Genomic DNA, 18,309 nt, shown 5'->3' with positions numbered 1-18,309 from the left:
CGAAGGACGGCACATGGGCTTCCGCAACATCTCCGCCTGGTCGATCCGCAACCCGGTGCCGTCGATCGTCCTGTTCCTGATGCTGACGGTCGCGGGGATCGTCAGCTTCGCGCGGATGGACATCAACGAACAGCCGGACATCGACTTTCCGATCGTGTCGATCACGATCACCCAGCCCGGCGCCGCGCCCAGCGAGCTGGAGACGCAGGTCACGCAGCGCGTCGAGGCGGCGGTGCGGACGCTGGAGGGGATCGACGAGATCCAGTCGTTCGTGTCGGAGGGCAATTCGACGACGATCGTCCAGCTCGACATCGGCACCCCGATCGATCGCGCGGTGAACGAGGCACGCGACGCGATCACGCAGATCCGCGGCAACCTGCCCGAAGGGATCCTGGAGCCGCAGGTCAGCCGCGTGAAGATCAACGACAACGATCTCGGCAGCTATACCGCCGTCGCCACCGATATGACGCTGGAACAGCTCAGCTGGTACATCGACAATACGGTGACCAAGGAGCTGCTGTCGGTCCCCGGCATGGGATCGGTGACGCGCAACGGCGGGGTGAGCCGCGAGATCCGCGTCATCCTCGACCCGGCGAAACTCAACGCGCAGGGGCTGACCGCCAGCCAGATCAACGCGCAGCTGCGACAGGTGAACCTCAACGCGCCGGGGGGCCGCGCCGAGATCGCGGGCGCCGAACAGTCGGTGCGCGTGCTGGGCGACGCGCATACCGCCGCCGAGCTGGGGCAATTGCAGATCAACGTCGGCAACGGCCGCACGATCCGGCTGTCGGACGTCGCGACGGTGCGCGACCTGTATGCGGAACAGCGCTCGGCCGCGTCGGTCGACGGGCGACAGGCGCTGTCGTTCGACTTCTCGCGCGCGAAGGGCGCGTCCGACGTCACCGTCTTCCGCGAGGCGCAGGCCAAGCTGGAAGCGCTGGAGAAGCGCAATCCCAAGGTGAGATTCCGGCTGCGCTACGACGGGTCGAAATATCCGCTGGAGCAGTTCAAGACCGCGATCCATGCGATGATCGAGGGCGCGATCCTCGCGGTCATCGTCGTCTTCCTGTTCCTGCGCGACTGGCGCGCGACGATCATCTCGGCGCTCGCCATCCCGCTGTCGGCCATTCCAGCCTTCTGGTTCATGGACCTGATGGGCTTCACGCTCAACAACATGACGATGCTGGCGCTCAGCCTGGTCGCGGGCGTGCTGGTCGACGATGCGATCGTGGAGATCGAGAACATCGTCCGCCACATGCGGATGGGCAAGACCGCCTATCAGGCGTCGATCGACGCCGCCGACGAGATCGGCCTCGCGGTGCTGGCGACGACGATGGCGATCGTCGCGGTGTTCCTGCCGGTCGGCCTGATGCCGGGCATCGCGGGGCAGTTCTTCAAGAATTTCGGGCTGACGGTGGTCGCGGCGGTGCTGATGAGCCTTGCGGTCGCGCGCCTCATCACGCCGATGGTCGCGGCCTATTTCCTGAAGGCCGGCGGGCATGTCGAACATGGCGGCGGGCCGCTGCTGCGCGGTTATGAGCGGTTGCTGATCTGGACGCTCGACAGCCGCGCGGCGGTGAAGGCGCGTGCCAAGGGCGGCATTCACCGGCTGCTCGGCCATTGGCGCGATCACCGCTGGTGGATGATCGGCGCCGGCTTCGCGGCGTTCGCGGCGACGATCGCGCTGTTCGCGACCTCCGCGCTGACCTTCCAGCCGGCGCGCGACATGCCGAGTTCGACCGTGACGATCACGCTGCCGCCGGGCAGCACCTTGCAGACCACGCAGAAGGTGGTCGACCGCGTGTACGACCTGCTCAGCCGACAGCCGGAGGTACGCAGCGTCTATACCCGCACGCTGGTGGGATCGGGGCGCGTCACCGCGCAGCTGCGCGAGAAGCGCGAGAAGACCTCGACCGAATTCGAGCGCGCGCTGTCGCCCGAGCTGGCCAAGATCCCCGACGCGCGCGTCAATTTCCAGTCGCAGTTCGGCTGGGGCGACAACAACCGTGACGTCTCGATCACGCTGGGCGGCGACGATCCGGTCGTGCTGCGCCAGGCCGCCGACCGGCTGGTGAAGGAAATGGGGACGATCCCCGGCCTGCTCGCGCCGCGCATCGCCGGCGACCTGAACCGGCCGGAGATCATCATCAGGCCGCGGCTCGAACTCGCCGCCAGCCTGGGGGTGACGACCGCCGCGCTGTCGAACGCGATCCGCGTCGCGACGATCGGCGACATCGATCAGAACAGCGCGCGCTTTTCGCTGAACGACCGGCAGATCCCGATCCGCGTCGCGCTGGAACAAAGCTCGCGCTCGCGGCTGGCGACGATCCAGAACCTGCCGGTCCCGACGCTGACCGGCGGATCGGTGCCGCTGAGCGTGGTCGCCGACATCGGCTTCGGCTCCGGCCCGACGCGTATCCAGCGCATCAACCAGCAGCGGCAGCTGACGATCGGTGCCGATCTCAGCCCCGGCCAGACGATCAGCGTGATGCTGCCCAAGGTGAAGCAGCTGCCGGCGATGAAGAACCTGCCGCTGGGCGTGAGCGAACTGAGCGTCGGCCAGGCCAAGTGGCAGATGGAGATGCTGCAGAATTTCGTCGTCGCGGTGGTGGCGGGCGTGTTCCTGGTCTTCTCTGTGCTGGTGCTGCTTTACCGGCGGCTGTTGCCGCCGCTGGTCAATATGGCGTCGCTGACGCTGGCGCCGCTGGGCGGGCTGATCGCGCTCCGGCTGACGGGCAATCCGCTGTCGATGCCGGTGTTCATCGGGCTGCTGATGCTGCTGGGCATCGTCGCGAAGAACTCGATCCTGCTGATCGACTTTGCGCTGGAGGAGATGCAGGCGGGCGTGCGGCCCTATGATGCGATCGTCGATGCCGGGCACAAGCGCGCGCAGCCGATCGTGATGACCACGGTCGCGATGGTCGCCGGCATGGTGCCGACCGCGCTGTCGCTGTCGGGCGACGGGGCATCGCGCGCGCCGATGGGGATCGTGGTGATCGGCGGGCTGATTGTCTCGACGCTGCTGACGCTGCTGATCGTCCCGGCGGCCTTTTCACTGGCGATCGGGGTGGAGCGGCGGGTCGGGCCGTGGCTAGGCCGGCGGTTGTTGACCTATCGCCCCGGCGACGAGACCGGCGTGATCGACCACGACCCGCAGGATGCGATCGCCGCGCCGCACGGCCGCATCCCGTTCCGTGGCGAGGGCACGAACCCGGCCGAGTGACGCGAGGCGGCTTGAACTTCCCCGCCGATCGGGGATTGTTACGGCGATGATCCCGCGCGCCGCCCCTCCACCCGCCGCCCTCATCCGGATGCGGCGGGTCGCGACCGGCTTGCTGGTGCTGATGGCGGCGGCCTTCTTCGCGTCGCGCACGCTGGAGCCGCGCCATCCGGTCTTCGGTTTCGTGCGGGCTTTCGCGGAGGCCGCGATGGTCGGCGGACTGGCGGACTGGTTCGCGGTGACCGCGCTGTTCCGTCATCCGCTCGGCCTGCCGATCCCGCACACAGCCATCATTCCGCGCAACAAGAACCGGATCGGCGACCAGCTGGCCAGCTTCCTGCGCGACTATTTCCTGATCCCGGCCGTCGTCGCGCGGCGGATGCACCGCATCGATGTCGCGGGGGCGGCGGGCCGGTGGCTTGCCAATCCGCGTGGGGCAGGCGGAAGCCGGCTGACGCGCGGCGTCTCGCGGCTGGCGACCGAGGTGTTGCAGGCGCTCGATCAGGAGCGGCTGGGCGGGATGGTCCGCGCCATGATGGTGACGCGGGTGCGCGAGACCGAGGTGTCGCCGATGCTCGGCCGTGCGCTGGCTGCCGCGATCGCGGAGGAGCGGCATCGCCCGGTGATCGACGCATTGGTCCGGTGGATGCGCGGCGCGTTGTCCGCCAACGAACACCTCGTCCGCGCCATGGTGCACGATCGCGCCGGAGCGGTGCTGCGATGGACCGGGCTGGACGAAACGCTGGCCAACAAGATCATTGACGGGCTCGACAAGCTGGTTGCGGAGATGGCGGAGAACCGCGAGCACCCGGTACGCATCAAGGTCGAGGAGGCGTTGGTCAGCGTGTCGGAGCGGCTTCAGTACGACCACGACCTGCGCGCGCGCGTCGAGGCGCTCAAGATCGAACTGCTCGAAAATGCGGCGATGCAGGACTGGATCAATGGTTTGTGGGAGCAGGCCCGGTCCGCGATGCTGCGCGCCGCGCGCGATCCCGATGCGTTGATGGCCGGCAGACTGGGCGAAGCGCTGCATCAACTGGGCGCGACGCTTCAGAACGATCCGCGGCTGGGCCGGATCATCAACCGTTTCGTGCGCCGCGCGGCAGTGGGGGCGGCGGCCGATTATGGCGATGCAATCGTCCGGCTCGTGTCGGAAACGGTGCGCGGCTGGGACGAGCAGACCGTCACGATGCGGCTGGAACATGCGGTCGGCCGCGATCTCCAGTTCATCCGCATCAACGGCACGCTGGTCGGCGGACTGGTCGGCGTCGCGATTCATATCGTGGATGTGCTTTTGTGAGTGATCGATCACAAAAGTGATACGGCCTCGGAACGATTATGCGGTTCGACGCTTGTGACGACATGAGCTTTGCCGCATGAACCGATCGATGACAGCGGCAGCCGACTTCACCCTTGATCGCGCCGGCGGCGGTTCGGTCATGCGCTTTACCGGCGATTTGTCGCTGCCGAAGCTCGGCGATCTGCCCAAGCGGCTGGAGCGGCAGGGTGATGACGTGGCGGTGATCGATCTGTCCGGGGTGGACCGGATCGACACGATCGGCGCCTGGGTGATCCACCGCTTCGCGCGCGAACGTGATGCGCGGATCGAGGGATTGAGCGGGGACGGGCAGAACCTGCTCGAACAGGTGCAGGCCGCCGATCAGCCGGTGCAGATGCGGCCGCATTCCACGTCCGCCTTCCGTCGCGTGCTGGGCGAAGTGGGGGAGGCGACGGCGCATTCGGCACGCACCGCGCTCGGCCTGCTCGCCTTCATGGGTGAGACGATCATCGCCTTCTGGGGGGTGATGCGCCACCCGCGCCGGTTCCGCTTCAATGCGACGGTGCAGCGGTTCGAGGTCGTCGGCGTCTCCGCACTGGGCATCATCGGGCTGATGAGCTTCCTGATCGGCGTCGTCATCGCACAGCAGGGCGCGGTGCAGCTCCGGCAGTTCGGCGCGGAGGCGTTCACGATCAATCTAGTCGGGCGCATCACCTTGCGCGAGCTGGGCGTGCTGATGACCGCGATCATGGTGGCGGGACGCTCCGGGTCCGCGTTCGCCGCGCAGTTGGGCACGATGAAGCTGACCGAGGAAATCGACGCGATGCGCACGATCGGCGTGTCGCCGATGGAGGCGCTGGTCCTGCCGCGCACGATCGCGGCGGTGGTGCTGATGCCGCTGCTGGGCTTCTATGCGTCGATCCTGTCGATCATCGGCGGCGGGCTGCTGTGCTGGTTCGCGCTCGACATTCCGCCCGTCGCCTTCATCGCGCGCATCCGCGAAGTGGTGCCGATCACCGATCTGTATGTCGGATTGATCAAGGCGCCGGTTTTCGGTGCGATCATCGCGGTCGCGGGATGTTTCCAGGGGATGCAGGTGAAGGGCGACGCCGAGCAGGTCGGGTTGAAGACCACGTCGGCGGTGGTGCAGGCGATCTTCATGGTGATCGTCATCGACGCGTTCTTCGCGGTCTTCTTCGAACAGATCGGCTGGATCTGATGCCGCAGCACAATACGCCTCGTCGCGACAGCGCGCCGATCATCAAGGTGAGCGGGCTGCGCAATACGTTCGGCGATCAGGTGATCCACGACAAGCTGGACCTCGAGGTCCGGCGTGGCGAGATCCTGGGCGTGGTCGGCGGCTCGGGTACCGGCAAGTCGGTGCTGATGCGGTCGATCATCGGGCTGCAATCGCCGAGCGCGGGGCAGGTTGACGTGTTCGGCGAGCCGACACTGAACCGCAGCGAGCTGGAGACGGTCGAGATCCGCAAGCGCTGGGGCGTGCTGTTCCAGGGCGGGGCGTTGTTCTCCACCTTGACGGTGGCGGAGAACGTGCAGGTGCCGCTGCGCGAATTCTATCCCGAACTCGATCTGGCGTTGCTCGACGAGATCGCGTCGTACAAGGTCGTGATGACCGGTTTGCCGGCCGATGCCGGGCCCAAATACCCCGCCGAACTGTCCGGGGGCATGAAGAAGCGGGCCGGGCTGGCGCGCGCGCTGGCGCTCGACCCCGAACTGCTGTTCCTCGACGAGCCGACCGCCGGGCTGGACCCGATCGGCGCGGCGGCGTTCGACGATCTGACCAAGGCATTGCAGAAGACGCTGGGGCTGACCGTCTTCCTCATCACCCACGATCTCGACACCCTCTACGCCATCTGCGACCGCGTCGCGGTGTTGGCCGACAAGCGGGTGATCGCGGTGGGCACGATCGACGAATTGCTGGCGCTGGATCATCCGTGGATACAGGAATATTTCAACGGGCCGCGCGGGCGCGCCGCCGTGGCCTCGAAGGAACGGTTGGACGTCGCCGCGCATCCGACCGAGGTGACGAGCGCGCAGACCGGGCAGCGCTCGCAGGGCGGCACGGCGGACGATTACGCGCGCCGCGCGGATACGATGGACCTGACCACGCCGGGCGGCGGCTCGGGCGATAGGGGCTGAGAGATGGAAACGCGATCGAACCACGTCCTTGTCGGCGCCGTCGTGCTGATCCTGCTCGCGCTGGTCGCGATCTTCACGGTGTGGATCGCGCGGATCGGCGGTGCGGAGGAGCGCGATTACGACATCTTCTTCCGGCAGGCGGTCGACGGGCTGGCGAAGGGGTCGTCGGTCACGTTCTCGGGCGTGCCGTCGGGGCAGGTGAAGAGCATTTCCCTCTGGCAGCCGGATCCGCAATATGTGCGGGTGCGGATCAGCGTGAACGATGATACCCCGATCCTGCGCGGTACGACCGCGACGATCCAGGGCAGCTTCACCGGTACCAGTACCGTCAGTCTGGACGGCGCGATCAAGGGCGCGCAGCCGATCACCTGCCCGGACGGTGCGACCGCGAAGAGCGTCTGCCCGCTGGGCGTGCCGGTGATCCCGACCAAGACCGGCGGGATCGGCGCGATCCTGAACTCCGCCCCGCAGTTGCTGGAGCGGCTGTCGACGCTGACCGAGCGATTGACCGGGATGCTGAGCGACCGCAATCAGGCGTCGATCGCGGGCATCCTCGACAACACCAATCGCCTGACCGATGCGCTGGCCGATCGTGGGCCGGAGATCGCCGCCACGCTGGCGCAGACCCGCGTCGCGATCCAGCAGGCCGGCAACGCCGCCGAGCAGATCGGCGCGCTGGCGCAGACCACCAACGGCGTACTGGCGAACGACGTCCAGCCGGCAATGGCCAATCTGAACAAGGCGATCACCTCCGCGCAGCAGAGCGCCGAGACGCTGAACGCCGCGATCGGGGATGCGCGGCCCGGGCTGACGACCTTCAGCAAGCAGACCATCCCGCAGGTCAATCAGTTGGTGCGCGACCTGCGTGTGACCGCCGCATCGCTGGCCGCGATCAGCGAGCGCGTCGAGCAGAACGGGGCCAGCTCGCTGGTCGGCCAGCCCGCGTTGCCGGATTACAAGGGGAAATGACCGTGCGCTCTTTCGCGAACAAGCTGCTGGTGGTCGCGGCGCTGGTGCCGCTAGCGGGATGTATCCGGTTCGGCGCGGCGCCGCCGCCGTCGCTGCTGACGATCGCTCCGCAGGCGCAGCCGGCGCCCGGGGCGATGCAGAACTCGGCCGGCGCGCGCGCGATCGTGGTGCAGGCACCGGCGGTGCCGCAGTCGATCTCCGGTACGCGCGTGCCCGTGCAGGTCACGCCCACCTCGATCGCCTATGTGAAGAACGCGCAATGGGCGGAGCCGCCCGCGCGTCTGCTGGCGCGGTTGCTTGCCGACACGCTGACCGCGCGTGCCAACATGGTGGTGCTGTCGCCGGCTCAGGCGTTCGAGGATCCCAGCGCGACGCTGAGCGGCGAGCTGCGCAGCTTCGGACTGGATGCGACTCAGCGGCAGGCGGTGGTGATCTACGACGCCTCGCTGGTGCCCGCCGGACGCACCAACGTCGAGAAGCGTCGCTTCGAGGCGCGGGTGCCGGTGACCGCCGTCGACGCCGACCAGGCGGGTGTGGCGATCAGCCAGGCGGCGAACCAGGTCGCGACGCAAGTCGCCGACTGGGTTGCCGCGCAACGCTGACGCCGGCTCACGGGGCGCGACGCACCTCCAGCGGCACCTCGCAGACGTCGGCCCCGCCCGAGCCGATCGTCGGTGCGGGCGGATACTCGCGGCGGTGGATCAGGGCGGCGAAGCGCGGGTTGTCGGCGGCGCGGTACTGGAAATGCGGGCGCTCGCTGACGGGCAAGGCGCTCGCGAGCGTCATCGAACGGATCGGCGTCCGCTCTGCGGGATCGGCGTACACCCCCATCGCGCCGGCGCCACGCGGCAGCGCCGACAGATGGTGCATCCCGTCGATGATCCGGCCGACGACCGCATAGTTGCGATCGAGCCGCCGCGCGGATTGGCCGATCGGCGTGAACAATTCGGCCCCGGTGCCGGAGGTCGGCGCTTCGTCACGCGCGACTCCGACCATCCCGTAGCAATGCGCCAGCCACGCCGCGCCATGTCCGTCGCTGGTGACCGGCCATCCGTCTGCGGTGATCCCGGCGACGGCGGAATGCGTGTCGGCGCGACTCATGCGCTGCGCGGGGGCGAAGCGGGCAATCTCGAACTCCGGCGCGACGGCGGTGGCGACACCGGGCGGCAGGGGCTTCTTCTCCGTCACGTCGCCCCATTGCGCGACCCAGTTTTCCTGCACGCGATACACGCTCTCCCCGTTCCACCACCCGTAAGCTGCGAGGCGCCGGATGTTGTCGACGTGGCGCGGCGTCAGCGTCGCGGCCAGCCGGATTGTGACGGTGCGATTGCCCGTCAGCCGCATGACCAGTAATTCCTCGTCCGGGATCGTGCGCCAATCCTCGGGCAGCGGATCATGCGCTGCGGCCGGCGTGGTGGCAGCCTGCAGGAGCAGGAGGATCGCGTGTAACAGCGGCATGGTGCGCAACGTGACCGATTGCGGCGCATGAGGCAATCGACCCGCTTGCGCCCCGGCCCGGCACCCACTAGTGCGAGCCCTCCAAGGCATGCGGAGCGGTGGCCGAGTGGTCGAAGGCGCTCGCCTGGAAAGTGAGTATACGGCAAAACCGTATCGAGGGTTCGAATCCCTCCCGCTCCGCCACATACAGCCCTGAAATCCAGGGTTTTCAGCCAGAAATCGGCAGAAAACCGCCATTCTCTAACTAGCCCGACTTGTGCTTTTCGTCCGCATTTTGCCGCATGATTCCGCATTGATTTGCCCTGTGGTATAGGACCAGAAGTAAGAACGGATGGCCGGCTATTTCCTGGCGTCCCAACCGGCGAAGGTGGCGGAAATGGCGGGGAAAAAGGTAACGGCGGCACGTCAGGTCGACACGGCGGAACCCGGTTCTTATTCCGCTGCCCCGAACTTGCTCCTGAAGGTGAAGCCCACAGGTGCCCGAAGCTGGGTCTTCCGCTATCAGTCTAACGGCAAAGTGGTCGAAATCAGGCTTGGCAAAGCCGGCACGAAAGAGCGCGGTTTAGCCGAAGCCCGCGAATTGGCTGAACGAATGCGCGCGGCTGTTCGCAACGGCATCGACCCTAAGACCGTGCTGAAGCCTAAGCACGATGCGGCGGCGCTAACCTTCAAGCATTTCGCTGTGGCTTACATTGCGCATCTTCGCGCCACTCCACGGCACGGCAAGCCTCGCAACGAAAAGGCGGTCGACCAATGGCCGTCGACGTTCAGCAAATGGGTATATGAGTTCAAACCCGTTGGCGCATCCGTGGGCTTCGGTGACAAGCGACCCGGCGAAATCACCTATGGCGACGTGAAGGCGGTTTTGACGCAACGCGGCTTGGCGGCGCTGGCCGAAACGCAAAAGCGGGTGAAGCAACGAATTGGCGTCATCCTTGAGGAAGCGGCGAAGGAAGAAGGCGAGCCGCACCGCTACAACCCGGCCCATGCCTTCAAGCTGGAAACCCGCAAGGCCAGTAGCGTGAAGCATCATGCATCCGCGCCGCCCGAGGAAATCCCAGCGATCATGGCCGAACTGCGTAAGAGCGACAGTACGTCCGCCATGCTCCTACGGTGGTCGATCCTAACGGCGTGCCGTTCAGGCGAGGCTAGGGGCGCGCTGTGGGCAGAAATTGACGGCGAGGTGTGGGACATACCGGGGGCGCGCATGAAGGCTGGTGAGCGGCACCGGGTGCCCTTGTGTGCGGAGGCGCTAGAGATACTGGAAACCATGCGGGAGAAGCGCTTGCGCGATCACCCTCGCATATTCCCAGGCGAGCGGGGCGGCCTCCTGTCCGACGTGGCGGTATCGAAGGTTTTAAAGCGCGTGCGGCCTGGCGTGACTGCCCACGGTATGCGGGCGTCCTTTCGGCAATGGGGGGCGAAACAACGCGGCATGTCGCGTGAAGCGCTGGAACTAGCGTTGGCCCACACAAATCCAAACAAGGTCGAAGGTGCTTACCAATATGACGACCTGTTCGATCTTCGGAAGGATATAATGAAGGTTTGGGGCAACTACTGTGGCGCACTTCCTGAAGGTGACAACGTAGTTCCAATGTTTTCAGTATCTGCGTAAGGTTATTTGTACCTGCACTTAAAAAATCAGGGTCAGCACTTTTTCTTCTTTACAGACCATATTGGCCCGTATTAGCACATACGGGCAGCCGAGAAATCTGAAGCTTATCACCGGTTAGGCCGGTTCTTCGTTAGAAGACACAGGGTGGGTAAGTGTCGGGGTTTGTCGAGTAGCCCTAGGGGCGGCGGCGTTAACATGCCAGTCGCCCTTATCCTATGTCGCGGCTGGCGCAATGCCAGGAAATCGCCATGCTTATAGACAATGAGCCGAAGCCGCCGCGCTTTGTTGACTTGCCGGAACTTAGTCGCCGGCTTTGCCTTCAGAAATCTGCAATCTATGAGTTGTTCGCTTCGGGTGAACTTCAGCGCATCAAGCTAACGCCAAAAAAGACGGTGGTGCTTGAAGCGGACCTTAACCGCTTCATTCAGCGCAAGGTTGCCCAAGCCAGCCAGGTCACGGCTTGAGCCATGTTCTTCGGCGAAAAGGGCGGGTCAACGAACCGGGCCGACCCGCCCTCCTACAAGGACACCGCATCCGAAAGGAAAACAGACGCGGCGAGTTCAAATAGCTGCAACGAAACGGACCAGCAAGGAAAAGCGGCTGTTCCGCCAGGTCTGATCGGAGACGTGTGTCGCTTCATCTATGACGCCGCACCGCATCCAAATTGCGATATTGCTCTTACCGGCGCGATCGGCTTTTTAGCTGGCGTATGTGGGAAAGCCTACAACACTTACACCAATGCGGGGTTGAACCAATATCTGTTGCTACTTGCATCAACAGGTATGGAAACGAAGCTATGGCTTCTGGCATCGACAAAATACTAGCTGCGATTATCAAGAACGGCGTACCGGCGGCCAGCGCTTTCAAAGGGCCAGTGCTGGTAAGTTCGGCTGGCTTATTGAAGGCGCTGGATAAGACCCCTTCAATTGTCAGCGTCATTGGTGAGTTCGGCTATAAGCTGAAGGCGATTGCGTCCCCTCGTGCAAACCCGAATGACGAAACGTTGAAGGCTACTCTACTAGACCTATACGGAAAGTCTGGTGCCGGCCGGATCGTTGACCCAATCGCTTACAGCGAGCGCGAGAAGCGCACGGCCGTAATCGTGGCACCGTCGTTGACCCTGATAGGTGAAAGCGTTCCCGGCGTCGTCTTTGAGGCATTGAACGAAAGCATGGTGCTTAGCGGCTTGTTGCCCCGCTTCATGGTTATCGAAGCGAAAGGGCGGCGCTCCGCGCTGCAAGAAGCGCCGGCTGTGTCACCTGACGCCGGCCTGACACAACGCCTGGCTGATTTGTGCGCGCAATGCCTGGCATTAAACCAGAGTAACAACGTTAGCGTAGTGGCGGCGGACGACGAAGCCAAAGCTAAGTTCCGCGAGTTCGGAGCTTGGGTCGACCATCAAATCAATACCCACAGTTCAGAGATCCACCGCGAGTTGTGGAACCGAGCTCATCTGAAGGCACTAAAACTAGCCAGCCTATGCGCAGTCGGGATCAACATGCACGACCCCGTTTTTACCATCAATGAAACAATGTGGGCAACGAACCTTATCGTCGGTCAAACGACGGCATTGCTTTCTAAGTTCGAAGCTGGTGACATTGGTCAAGAAGCCGGAAATGAAACCAAGCAACTTCGCAAGGTTCGTGCCGTCATTCGCGAGTACGTTAAAGCGGAGGTCGGAAAGTATGAAAAATGCGGGTGCACCTTCGAAATGCACCGTGCCCATCATTTTACCCACAAGTACCTTCATAGCCGATTGGCGAACCTTCCAATGTTTAAGTAAGACAAAGCCGGCGCTAACAATGCCGTCAAGCGCGCTGTCGGCCAACTGGTCGAAAATGATGAAATCCGCACGATTTCACCTGGTGATATGCTGAAGCAGTACAACCACGCTGGGAAATCCTACGGCATAACTCACGAAGACACCTTCATGCGGGCCGACGATTAAAAGAACCGGAAGCACCGTCTGAAGAACGCTAACTAGTCGGTTTTGCGAGGGATAAGAATAAGAGAACGGAAGAAGGATGGCGCTCAAAATGGGTACAACCGCCATCCTGAAACATGCTTCTTATTCTTCTTATCTTCTTATTTCGCATATTCACAAGGGGAAACAGCCACTTAGATATTCCGTGCATTCTTCACACCCTCTTTTCCGTTCTTCCAAGGACAAGGACCATGAAAAGGAAAACTGAAAATTTGAGCCAACTTTTTGGTGAATTGCTTGACCGAATGGACGCGTCGGTGCGGCAAAGAAAGAGCCAAAGTAGGGCGGCCGAGGAAAACGCAAGAAAAATCGCAACCTTTCAACAGCTTGGATGACGAACCCGGCGGATCGAAGGTCCGCCGAACCTAAAGGATTGATGAGATGTCGACATATACCGTTCCTACGGGCGTCGCTGACGTTCCCCTGAAGCCCATCGAAGGCGCGATGCCGATGCACTGGCACGAAGGCCAGGTTGAGCATGAAGGCTTCAACAACTCGGCATTGCGCCAGGCAAGCCAAGCGCTGGGGTTCCTCCACACCACCTACAACGCCGACAACGAATTTCGCGGCAACCAAGACCCGGAAGACCGGGCGGCGAAACATGACCGGCTTGTGCGTGAACGCGTCGAAGCTTCCGAACGTGCGGCTGAACAGCGGCTTGGTAGCGCCATGCAGTCCGTGCGTGGGGAGTTGCAACACGTCGAACGGAATCTTGAAGAAGCGGCAGGCTTGAAGGCGAACCCGGCGCACTTCAATGCGATTACGTCAGCCTTCTTCATGATGAAGCCTGGCCAGCGCGCCGAAACGCTCGCTGGCCTGATACAGCAAGGTGAAAACGCGGCGCTGGCGACGTTGATCGAAGCGCCGTTGTTTCTCACCGGCTTGGTTGCCGAACAACGCGATAACATTCGAAATCGCGTGATGGAGAAGGCCGACCCGGCGGCATTCCGTCTTCGCAACGCCTTGCTGTTGGCCATGACGAAGATCGATGCGGCTGGTGACGCTATGGCACCGACGTTCGCCAAGCTTCGTGCCGGGACCGAGCCAGGGGCGGCCAAGACAAGGGCCGAATTGGCGGCGGCTCGCAACATCGCTGCCCACAACGGGCGATAATGAACTGACGGCAGCCAAGGTAGCGGGCGATGCCTTGGCCCACACAATGTGGGATATGAAGATGACACCTGAACACGAGTGGGGCCGGATGTGCGAACCATATCTAACCGGCGACAGCGGCGTTTTCTTGAAAGTAGAGCCGGCAGCGACCCCCTATCCGTTGCGAAGCCGGCAAGAGGAAATCGAACGTTATCGTAAAATGTTCGCGTTGTACCTAAGCTTCACTAAGGATGAGGATGTAAGCGACCGGGCGAAGCTATCAGCATATGAGGGGGTCATAACGGCTCTTGAAGAACTTTTCATTCTTGGTGGCAGTCCGTATCCTTTGAGTAAGTTGTGATGGTGGGTCGTTCGCGTTAGAGAATGATCGACCGGGCACGATGGATTACAACAAATGGCTGGCTGGGCATCCTATCCGACAATTGAAAAGGCAGTAAATGGTAGCGCCGGCTGGGGCGAAGCTGGCGCAAAACCTGCCATTGCGATCGATCCCTCCCCCTCCCGGACTAAAGCTGGCGAAGGGAAAAGACTTCGGATTGAGAGTGCGAGCGCGGCGCGTCGGCAGATGACAAAAATCTATAGGGAAATGCGGTCTGGCGTTCTCGACGTGAATAAAGGCACGAAGTTAATCTATGCCTTGGATCAAATTAGCCGCGCGATCGAACGTGAAACTGTCGAGAAGCTGACTCAACGGCTTGACGAGGTTGAAGGCAAATGAGCCGGCACCTTGGTCTTCGAACGCGGGTTCGTCGCCTTGAGCGTGGGAAGGTCAAGCGTCCGCGTCGATCAATCATCTTTGCGCTCTATGACACCAGCGACGATCGCGTGACCGGCCTGGACACGATCGCGGGCCAGGTTGTCGAACGCCGATGGGGCGAAGGGCTGGATGATCTCGTTTCGCGGGCCAGGACGGGCGTGGGGCCGCGCCAGGTGCTGTTGATGCGCTATCCGCCGTCCTCGCCCGCCCAAGCGCCGTGCGAGGCTCCTAGCGCCATTGCCGATCCCGAACCGGTGCCCGTCGCATTCGACCGGGCGACAGATGATTGGCGGGGCTTTCGCGATAAGATGGCAGCCCATGCGCCTGAACCATTCACCGAACCGATGCGGGTGAGCGCCGCCGTAGGCCACCCCACTTCAACACCGCTGCGATAGAAAGGGATTGAAGATGAAAGACCTTGCGAGCCGGCAGGCCGACCGCGTGATACGGAAGGCGGAGAATGCCTTGGCGTGCGGCGTGCTGTTCGACGCCTCGCGCGGCGGTATCGGCGTGGCCAAGAAGCCTGGTCGCGCCAGCAACCTTGATGCCGATGGGATCAATGCGGCCACTGCCGTCATCATAGCGCGCGTCGTGGAAGCGCTCGGTGCAGCCCCTTTGCCGGTCGATCAAGAGGGCTTCCGATTGCCGCTAGCGCCCAAAGTGAAGCTGTCTGGCATCTAGGAAGAAAGAACAAGGGGTGGCATGGGACCGGCTTGCCTACAATGTGGGCAGCAAAGTCAGGCGCTTAGCCGGCTCATATGGCTTCCTGTGCCTCCGCCGAACCTCTTCAATAATAGGAGGCACTGTTCGCACGGCTCATAGACGCGTTCCACTCGGCAGTCTCTTTGTCTTGCTTCGTTACATAGCCGGTTCCTTGAGGGAGATAGCATATTACCGGCGAGTAGATATCGCTGCATGCTGGGCAGCGGGCTTTACCGCTATGCTCGTGCTCCTTGGTTTGCATGATCCGGCCATAAACTTGCTCGCATTTCGGGCACACCGGGTAGCCAATGGCATTGCCGTTCGCGTCAGCCAGGTAGTTGTAGCCACCTTCGCCAGCCACCAGCGAAGACTTTGTTGAAAATGCGAGTGTCAGACGTTCAATCTCCTTATCCTTACTGGCGAGATTCTCTTTTGCCTCAGCCATTGCCAGCTTTGCATCTGCCAAAGCTACAATGAGCTCGGCAAGTTGAGCTTTGTAGGTCGCATCCCCATATGACTTATCAATTCCTCTAAGAGTTTGGGCAATTGACAAGGCCGAGCTGACAGCTCCAATACCGGCTACAATGTCCATGATTAAGAATTATCCTCCATAAAGCTAATCGCTTGACCTTGGGTCTTTAAAACAGACTTCTGTCTGTTTTAAATGGAACCGCGCGCTAGATCGGTCAACGCTCACTCGAATTGTCATTTACTCTCAACAGGATGTTAAATGGGCTCAGCGGCAAAACATAGGCTATGATCGTCACGGATCCGCAATCAAACACGGCCTGTCTTCTCTCAGCCAAGTCGGCCGCTCACCTCAATCATCAACAGGAGGTAGGTTCAGCTCGTTCTCTGAAGCATCGCTGAAGTACGCCGATTTAGCTTGAGATGTAAGATCATAGCGGTAAACTTGACCGATATAGGTTCGGTCTACAAGCTTACGTTCAGCAAGGTTTCTACCTCTTCGCCCAACCAACTGACCAGAGCAATCTAGGTCTCCGGCTATCTCAGAGGCAACCATAGGCTTGGCTTCATTAAAAAGGGTTTGCATAATACCAAGCTCGGTTTCAGGGAGCAGTAGATCTGGCTTAATCATCTCAATGACGTCGCCATATTTCTTTGATAAGTTAACAACCTTGCATTCGCCAACGGAGCAGGTCGGACAACGCATGTGTAGCATTTGCAAAGCGGGTAGCATGGCAATGCCATACTCTTTGCTGCAGTTGGTGCACTTTATCTCTTGATTTTCCTGAATGTAGCCTCTTACTATTGCATTATAGTCAAACTTTCGATCGACAAAATACAGCCTGTCCTCGCGCCGATCAGTGGGACGGCCAAATCCAATTTGGTATTTGACACAAAGACCGTAATTCAAAGCATAAATGGAGACTCTTACGCCCTCCCGATCGGATTGTTCAAAATATTTCGTAACGAAGAACGACGTCTCCAAAGATTGAAGAAGTTCATCAAATTCGTGAGACACATAGAAATGGCTTGCGTACGATCTAGATTTTGAAACGGAGCTGTCTCGTGACCCTTCTTGGCGTATGGCGCGAGCGCGAGTTACAATTGTTTCAAGAAGCTCCTTGAGGGAGTAAATTGATGATCGTTCGTCAAGTGCCATCCGGTACTTGCCGGTGGCAAAAAACGGGGAAATCTTCTCTTCGTAGAACCTCTGAGAGGCTTCTTGTATTGACTGATTGCCAATCAAGCTGCCGTAAATGAGCTGCGTATCGTAGGCATAGAGCATAAGGTGGCCAAGGATGCGCGGATTAGCCATAGAAGCGTAGAAAAGGGTTCGCCAGACATCTGGCACCCGATGATTGAAGAAGCTACTTGCTTCGACTTTACAAAAATGTTGAATGCGTTTTTCGACAATTCGGCGGACAAAATCGGTCGCTTTTTCTTCCATTTTTGCGACGCCAGAGCTGCCATACAGCCCATACAGATCAAGCTGGATTTCCTCGATTTTGGTCTTGTCGAGTGATCCTAGGTAAACACGTCCCGGATACGCAGCAATCTTGAATTTGATGAAGTCTGACCAGCGCGCGAGTGGCGAGATAAGCGCATCCACTAGAAGCTGCATCGCCTCGCGAGGTAGCTCAGAGAAATCATCAAGGAATATGTAAAGACTTCTTATGCCAAGAGAGTCTAGAATGCGTTTGATTTCGGCAATAACATCATTAACACCGATAACACGCATTAGCAGCTTAGTGTAGATTTCCTCGTCCGCATTTTCATGACTTTGATTTAGCTCCGCTCCCACACTCACTTCTGCGCCTACGCTAGCCGGGGAGGCTGTTAGCTTGGATCCGGCGGTTAGCTTCTCGCTCTCCTGGTCTTTATTGTTTATCTTGACCTGCTTGGTCAAAATACCAACTATATCCTCATAGTTGGGGTTGTCCAGATTCTTGATAACCTTATCAAGGCCGTGGAAAATTTCTGCTGAGGTTCCCGACACTCGATCCCGGAGGCGCGTGAGAAAGCTCTGGTCTACCTGTGCTTTGAGCTCGTTCCGAATATCGAGGATAAGAAGCTTAAAGAATCGTTTGTATAACAACAGCTTTTGGATTTGCTGGGGGGACAGAGCGGCGTTCGCGCAAGCGCCTGAAAGGAAGGCCTTCCCACCGCCGCCTTGCGCGTCTTGTTTCGGCATGACGTTCACACGCCACCAGATTGCACAAAGACACGCCACTCACAGGGCTGTTTTCCATCATCTGGATTCAGAGAATGGTGGAAAATCAGTGCGTTGATTGATGAGTACGCGAATTTGCCAAAAACCTTAGCAGGTCAGCCAACAGGCGAAATTGGCTCAAATGCACGACAGTTACAGGTACGAAAAGGGCGCCTGCAGGCCTGCAGACGACCTTTTCACTTTGAGGCTTTTTAAGTGGCGAAACCCGCAGAAAACCGCCGAAAGTGGCGAGTTTTCATGCTGTGAGCCTACCAGGCAGATTGGCGGCGTGCGACCTTATGACGTGACCCCCGGGTTTCATCCAGCCGGGACCAGAGACCGGCGGTTGTTGTGGCGCGCGAGCGCATCCGAATC

The 18,309-nt window shown here is 61.0% G+C and carries 18 protein-coding genes and 1 tRNA gene; 16 read left to right on the top strand and 3 right to left on the bottom strand.

All coding sequences use genetic code 11. The features are described from left to right. Nucleotides 1–13 precede the first annotated feature (13 nt). From NS334_RS10375 to NS334_RS10350, 6 genes are all read left to right on the top strand, one after another. Nucleotides 14–3,223, top strand: a complete 3,210-nt coding sequence (locus NS334_RS10375; RefSeq protein WP_058755895.1) for an efflux RND transporter permease subunit — start codon at nucleotides 14–16, stop codon at nucleotides 3,221–3,223. Nucleotides 3,224–3,269: 46 nt separating this feature from the next. Next, nucleotides 3,270–4,520 carry a DUF445 domain-containing protein gene (locus NS334_RS10370; RefSeq protein ID WP_241491903.1) on the top strand — a complete coding sequence of 417 codons (1,251 nt, stop codon included), beginning with the start codon at nucleotides 3,270–3,272 and terminating at the stop codon, nucleotides 4,518–4,520. Between the two features lie 88 nt (nucleotides 4,521–4,608). Then, nucleotides 4,609–5,718: an ABC transporter permease gene (locus NS334_RS10365; protein ID WP_058755913.1), complete on the top strand. Its 1,110-nt coding sequence runs from the start codon at nucleotides 4,609–4,611 to the stop codon at nucleotides 5,716–5,718. Further along, the gene (locus tag NS334_RS10360) at nucleotides 5,718–6,659 is read left to right on the top strand and encodes an ABC transporter ATP-binding protein (protein ID WP_058755893.1); all 942 of its coding nucleotides are present in this window, start codon (nucleotides 5,718–5,720) and stop codon (nucleotides 6,657–6,659) included. The genes NS334_RS10365 and NS334_RS10360 overlap by 1 nt, the downstream gene beginning before the upstream one ends. A gap of 3 nt (nucleotides 6,660–6,662) precedes the next feature. Beyond that, entirely contained in the window at nucleotides 6,663–7,628 is a 966-nt protein-coding gene (locus NS334_RS10355; protein WP_058755892.1) for an MlaD family protein, read from the top strand. Beyond that, complete coding sequence (locus tag NS334_RS10350; RefSeq protein WP_058755891.1) at nucleotides 7,625–8,230, top strand: ABC-type transport auxiliary lipoprotein family protein; 606 nt, start codon at nucleotides 7,625–7,627, stop codon at nucleotides 8,228–8,230. Before NS334_RS10355 ends, NS334_RS10350 begins: the two co-directional genes overlap by 4 nt. A 7-nt stretch (nucleotides 8,231–8,237) precedes the next feature. On the opposite strand, the gene NS334_RS10345 is transcribed toward NS334_RS10350, so the two are convergent. After that, entirely contained in the window at nucleotides 8,238–9,086 is an 849-nt protein-coding gene (locus tag NS334_RS10345) for a peptidylprolyl isomerase (RefSeq protein ID WP_058755890.1), read from the bottom strand. Between the two features lie 92 nt (nucleotides 9,087–9,178). Here NS334_RS10345 and NS334_RS10340 point away from each other — a divergent pair. From NS334_RS10340 to NS334_RS10320, 10 genes are all read left to right on the top strand, one after another. Beyond that, a tRNA-Ser gene (locus NS334_RS10340) sits at nucleotides 9,179–9,269 on the top strand. Between the two features lie 148 nt (nucleotides 9,270–9,417). Further along, nucleotides 9,418–10,701, top strand: coding sequence for a tyrosine-type recombinase/integrase (locus NS334_RS10335; protein WP_058755889.1), 1,284 nt, complete (start codon nucleotides 9,418–9,420; stop codon nucleotides 10,699–10,701). A 215-nt stretch (nucleotides 10,702–10,916) separates the two neighbouring features. Beyond that, complete coding sequence (locus tag NS334_RS10330; RefSeq protein ID WP_058755888.1) at nucleotides 10,917–11,165, top strand: helix-turn-helix transcriptional regulator; 249 nt, start codon at nucleotides 10,917–10,919, stop codon at nucleotides 11,163–11,165. Between the two features lie 3 nt (nucleotides 11,166–11,168). Further along, on the top strand, nucleotides 11,169–11,525 hold the full coding sequence (locus tag NS334_RS18270; RefSeq protein WP_153002696.1) for a hypothetical protein: 357 nt from the start codon (nucleotides 11,169–11,171) through the stop codon (nucleotides 11,523–11,525). Beyond that, on the top strand, nucleotides 11,498–12,484 hold the full coding sequence (locus NS334_RS18265; RefSeq protein WP_153002695.1) for a hypothetical protein: 987 nt from the start codon (nucleotides 11,498–11,500) through the stop codon (nucleotides 12,482–12,484). Before NS334_RS18270 ends, NS334_RS18265 begins: the two co-directional genes overlap by 28 nt. 582 nt (nucleotides 12,485–13,066) lie before the next feature. After that, nucleotides 13,067–13,798: a hypothetical protein gene (locus NS334_RS10325; protein ID WP_058755887.1), complete on the top strand. Its 732-nt coding sequence runs from the start codon at nucleotides 13,067–13,069 to the stop codon at nucleotides 13,796–13,798. A 55-nt stretch (nucleotides 13,799–13,853) separates the two neighbouring features. Then, nucleotides 13,854–14,138: a hypothetical protein gene (locus NS334_RS18260; protein WP_193753058.1), complete on the top strand. Its 285-nt coding sequence runs from the start codon at nucleotides 13,854–13,856 to the stop codon at nucleotides 14,136–14,138. A gap of 54 nt (nucleotides 14,139–14,192) precedes the next feature. Next, nucleotides 14,193–14,516 carry a hypothetical protein gene (locus NS334_RS18255; RefSeq protein ID WP_153002693.1) on the top strand — a complete coding sequence of 108 codons (324 nt, stop codon included), beginning with the start codon at nucleotides 14,193–14,195 and terminating at the stop codon, nucleotides 14,514–14,516. Further along, nucleotides 14,513–14,950, top strand: coding sequence for a hypothetical protein (locus NS334_RS18250; RefSeq protein ID WP_153002692.1), 438 nt, complete (start codon nucleotides 14,513–14,515; stop codon nucleotides 14,948–14,950). Before NS334_RS18255 ends, NS334_RS18250 begins: the two co-directional genes overlap by 4 nt. Before the next feature lie 13 nt (nucleotides 14,951–14,963). Beyond that, nucleotides 14,964–15,236 (top strand): hypothetical protein, encoded by a 273-nt coding sequence (locus NS334_RS10320; protein WP_058755886.1) that lies wholly within the window; start codon nucleotides 14,964–14,966, stop codon nucleotides 15,234–15,236. A 106-nt stretch (nucleotides 15,237–15,342) separates the two neighbouring features. Here the strand turns inward: NS334_RS10320 and NS334_RS18245 are convergent, their stop codons facing one another. Then, complete coding sequence (locus tag NS334_RS18245; RefSeq protein ID WP_153002691.1) at nucleotides 15,343–15,849, bottom strand: hypothetical protein; 507 nt, start codon at nucleotides 15,847–15,849, stop codon at nucleotides 15,343–15,345. Between the two features lie 228 nt (nucleotides 15,850–16,077). After that, nucleotides 16,078–17,916 carry a hypothetical protein gene (locus tag NS334_RS18240; RefSeq protein WP_193753057.1) on the bottom strand — a complete coding sequence of 613 codons (1,839 nt, stop codon included), beginning with the start codon at nucleotides 17,914–17,916 and terminating at the stop codon, nucleotides 16,078–16,080. Nucleotides 17,917–18,309: the final 393 nt, after the last annotated feature.

The organism is Sphingomonas endophytica (assembly GCF_001476895.1).
GTDB lineage: Bacteria > Pseudomonadota > Alphaproteobacteria > Sphingomonadales > Sphingomonadaceae > Sphingomonas > Sphingomonas endophytica_A.
The sequence above is the reverse complement of the archived record's forward strand: the minus strand, read 5'-3'. Positions and strand labels throughout refer to the sequence as shown.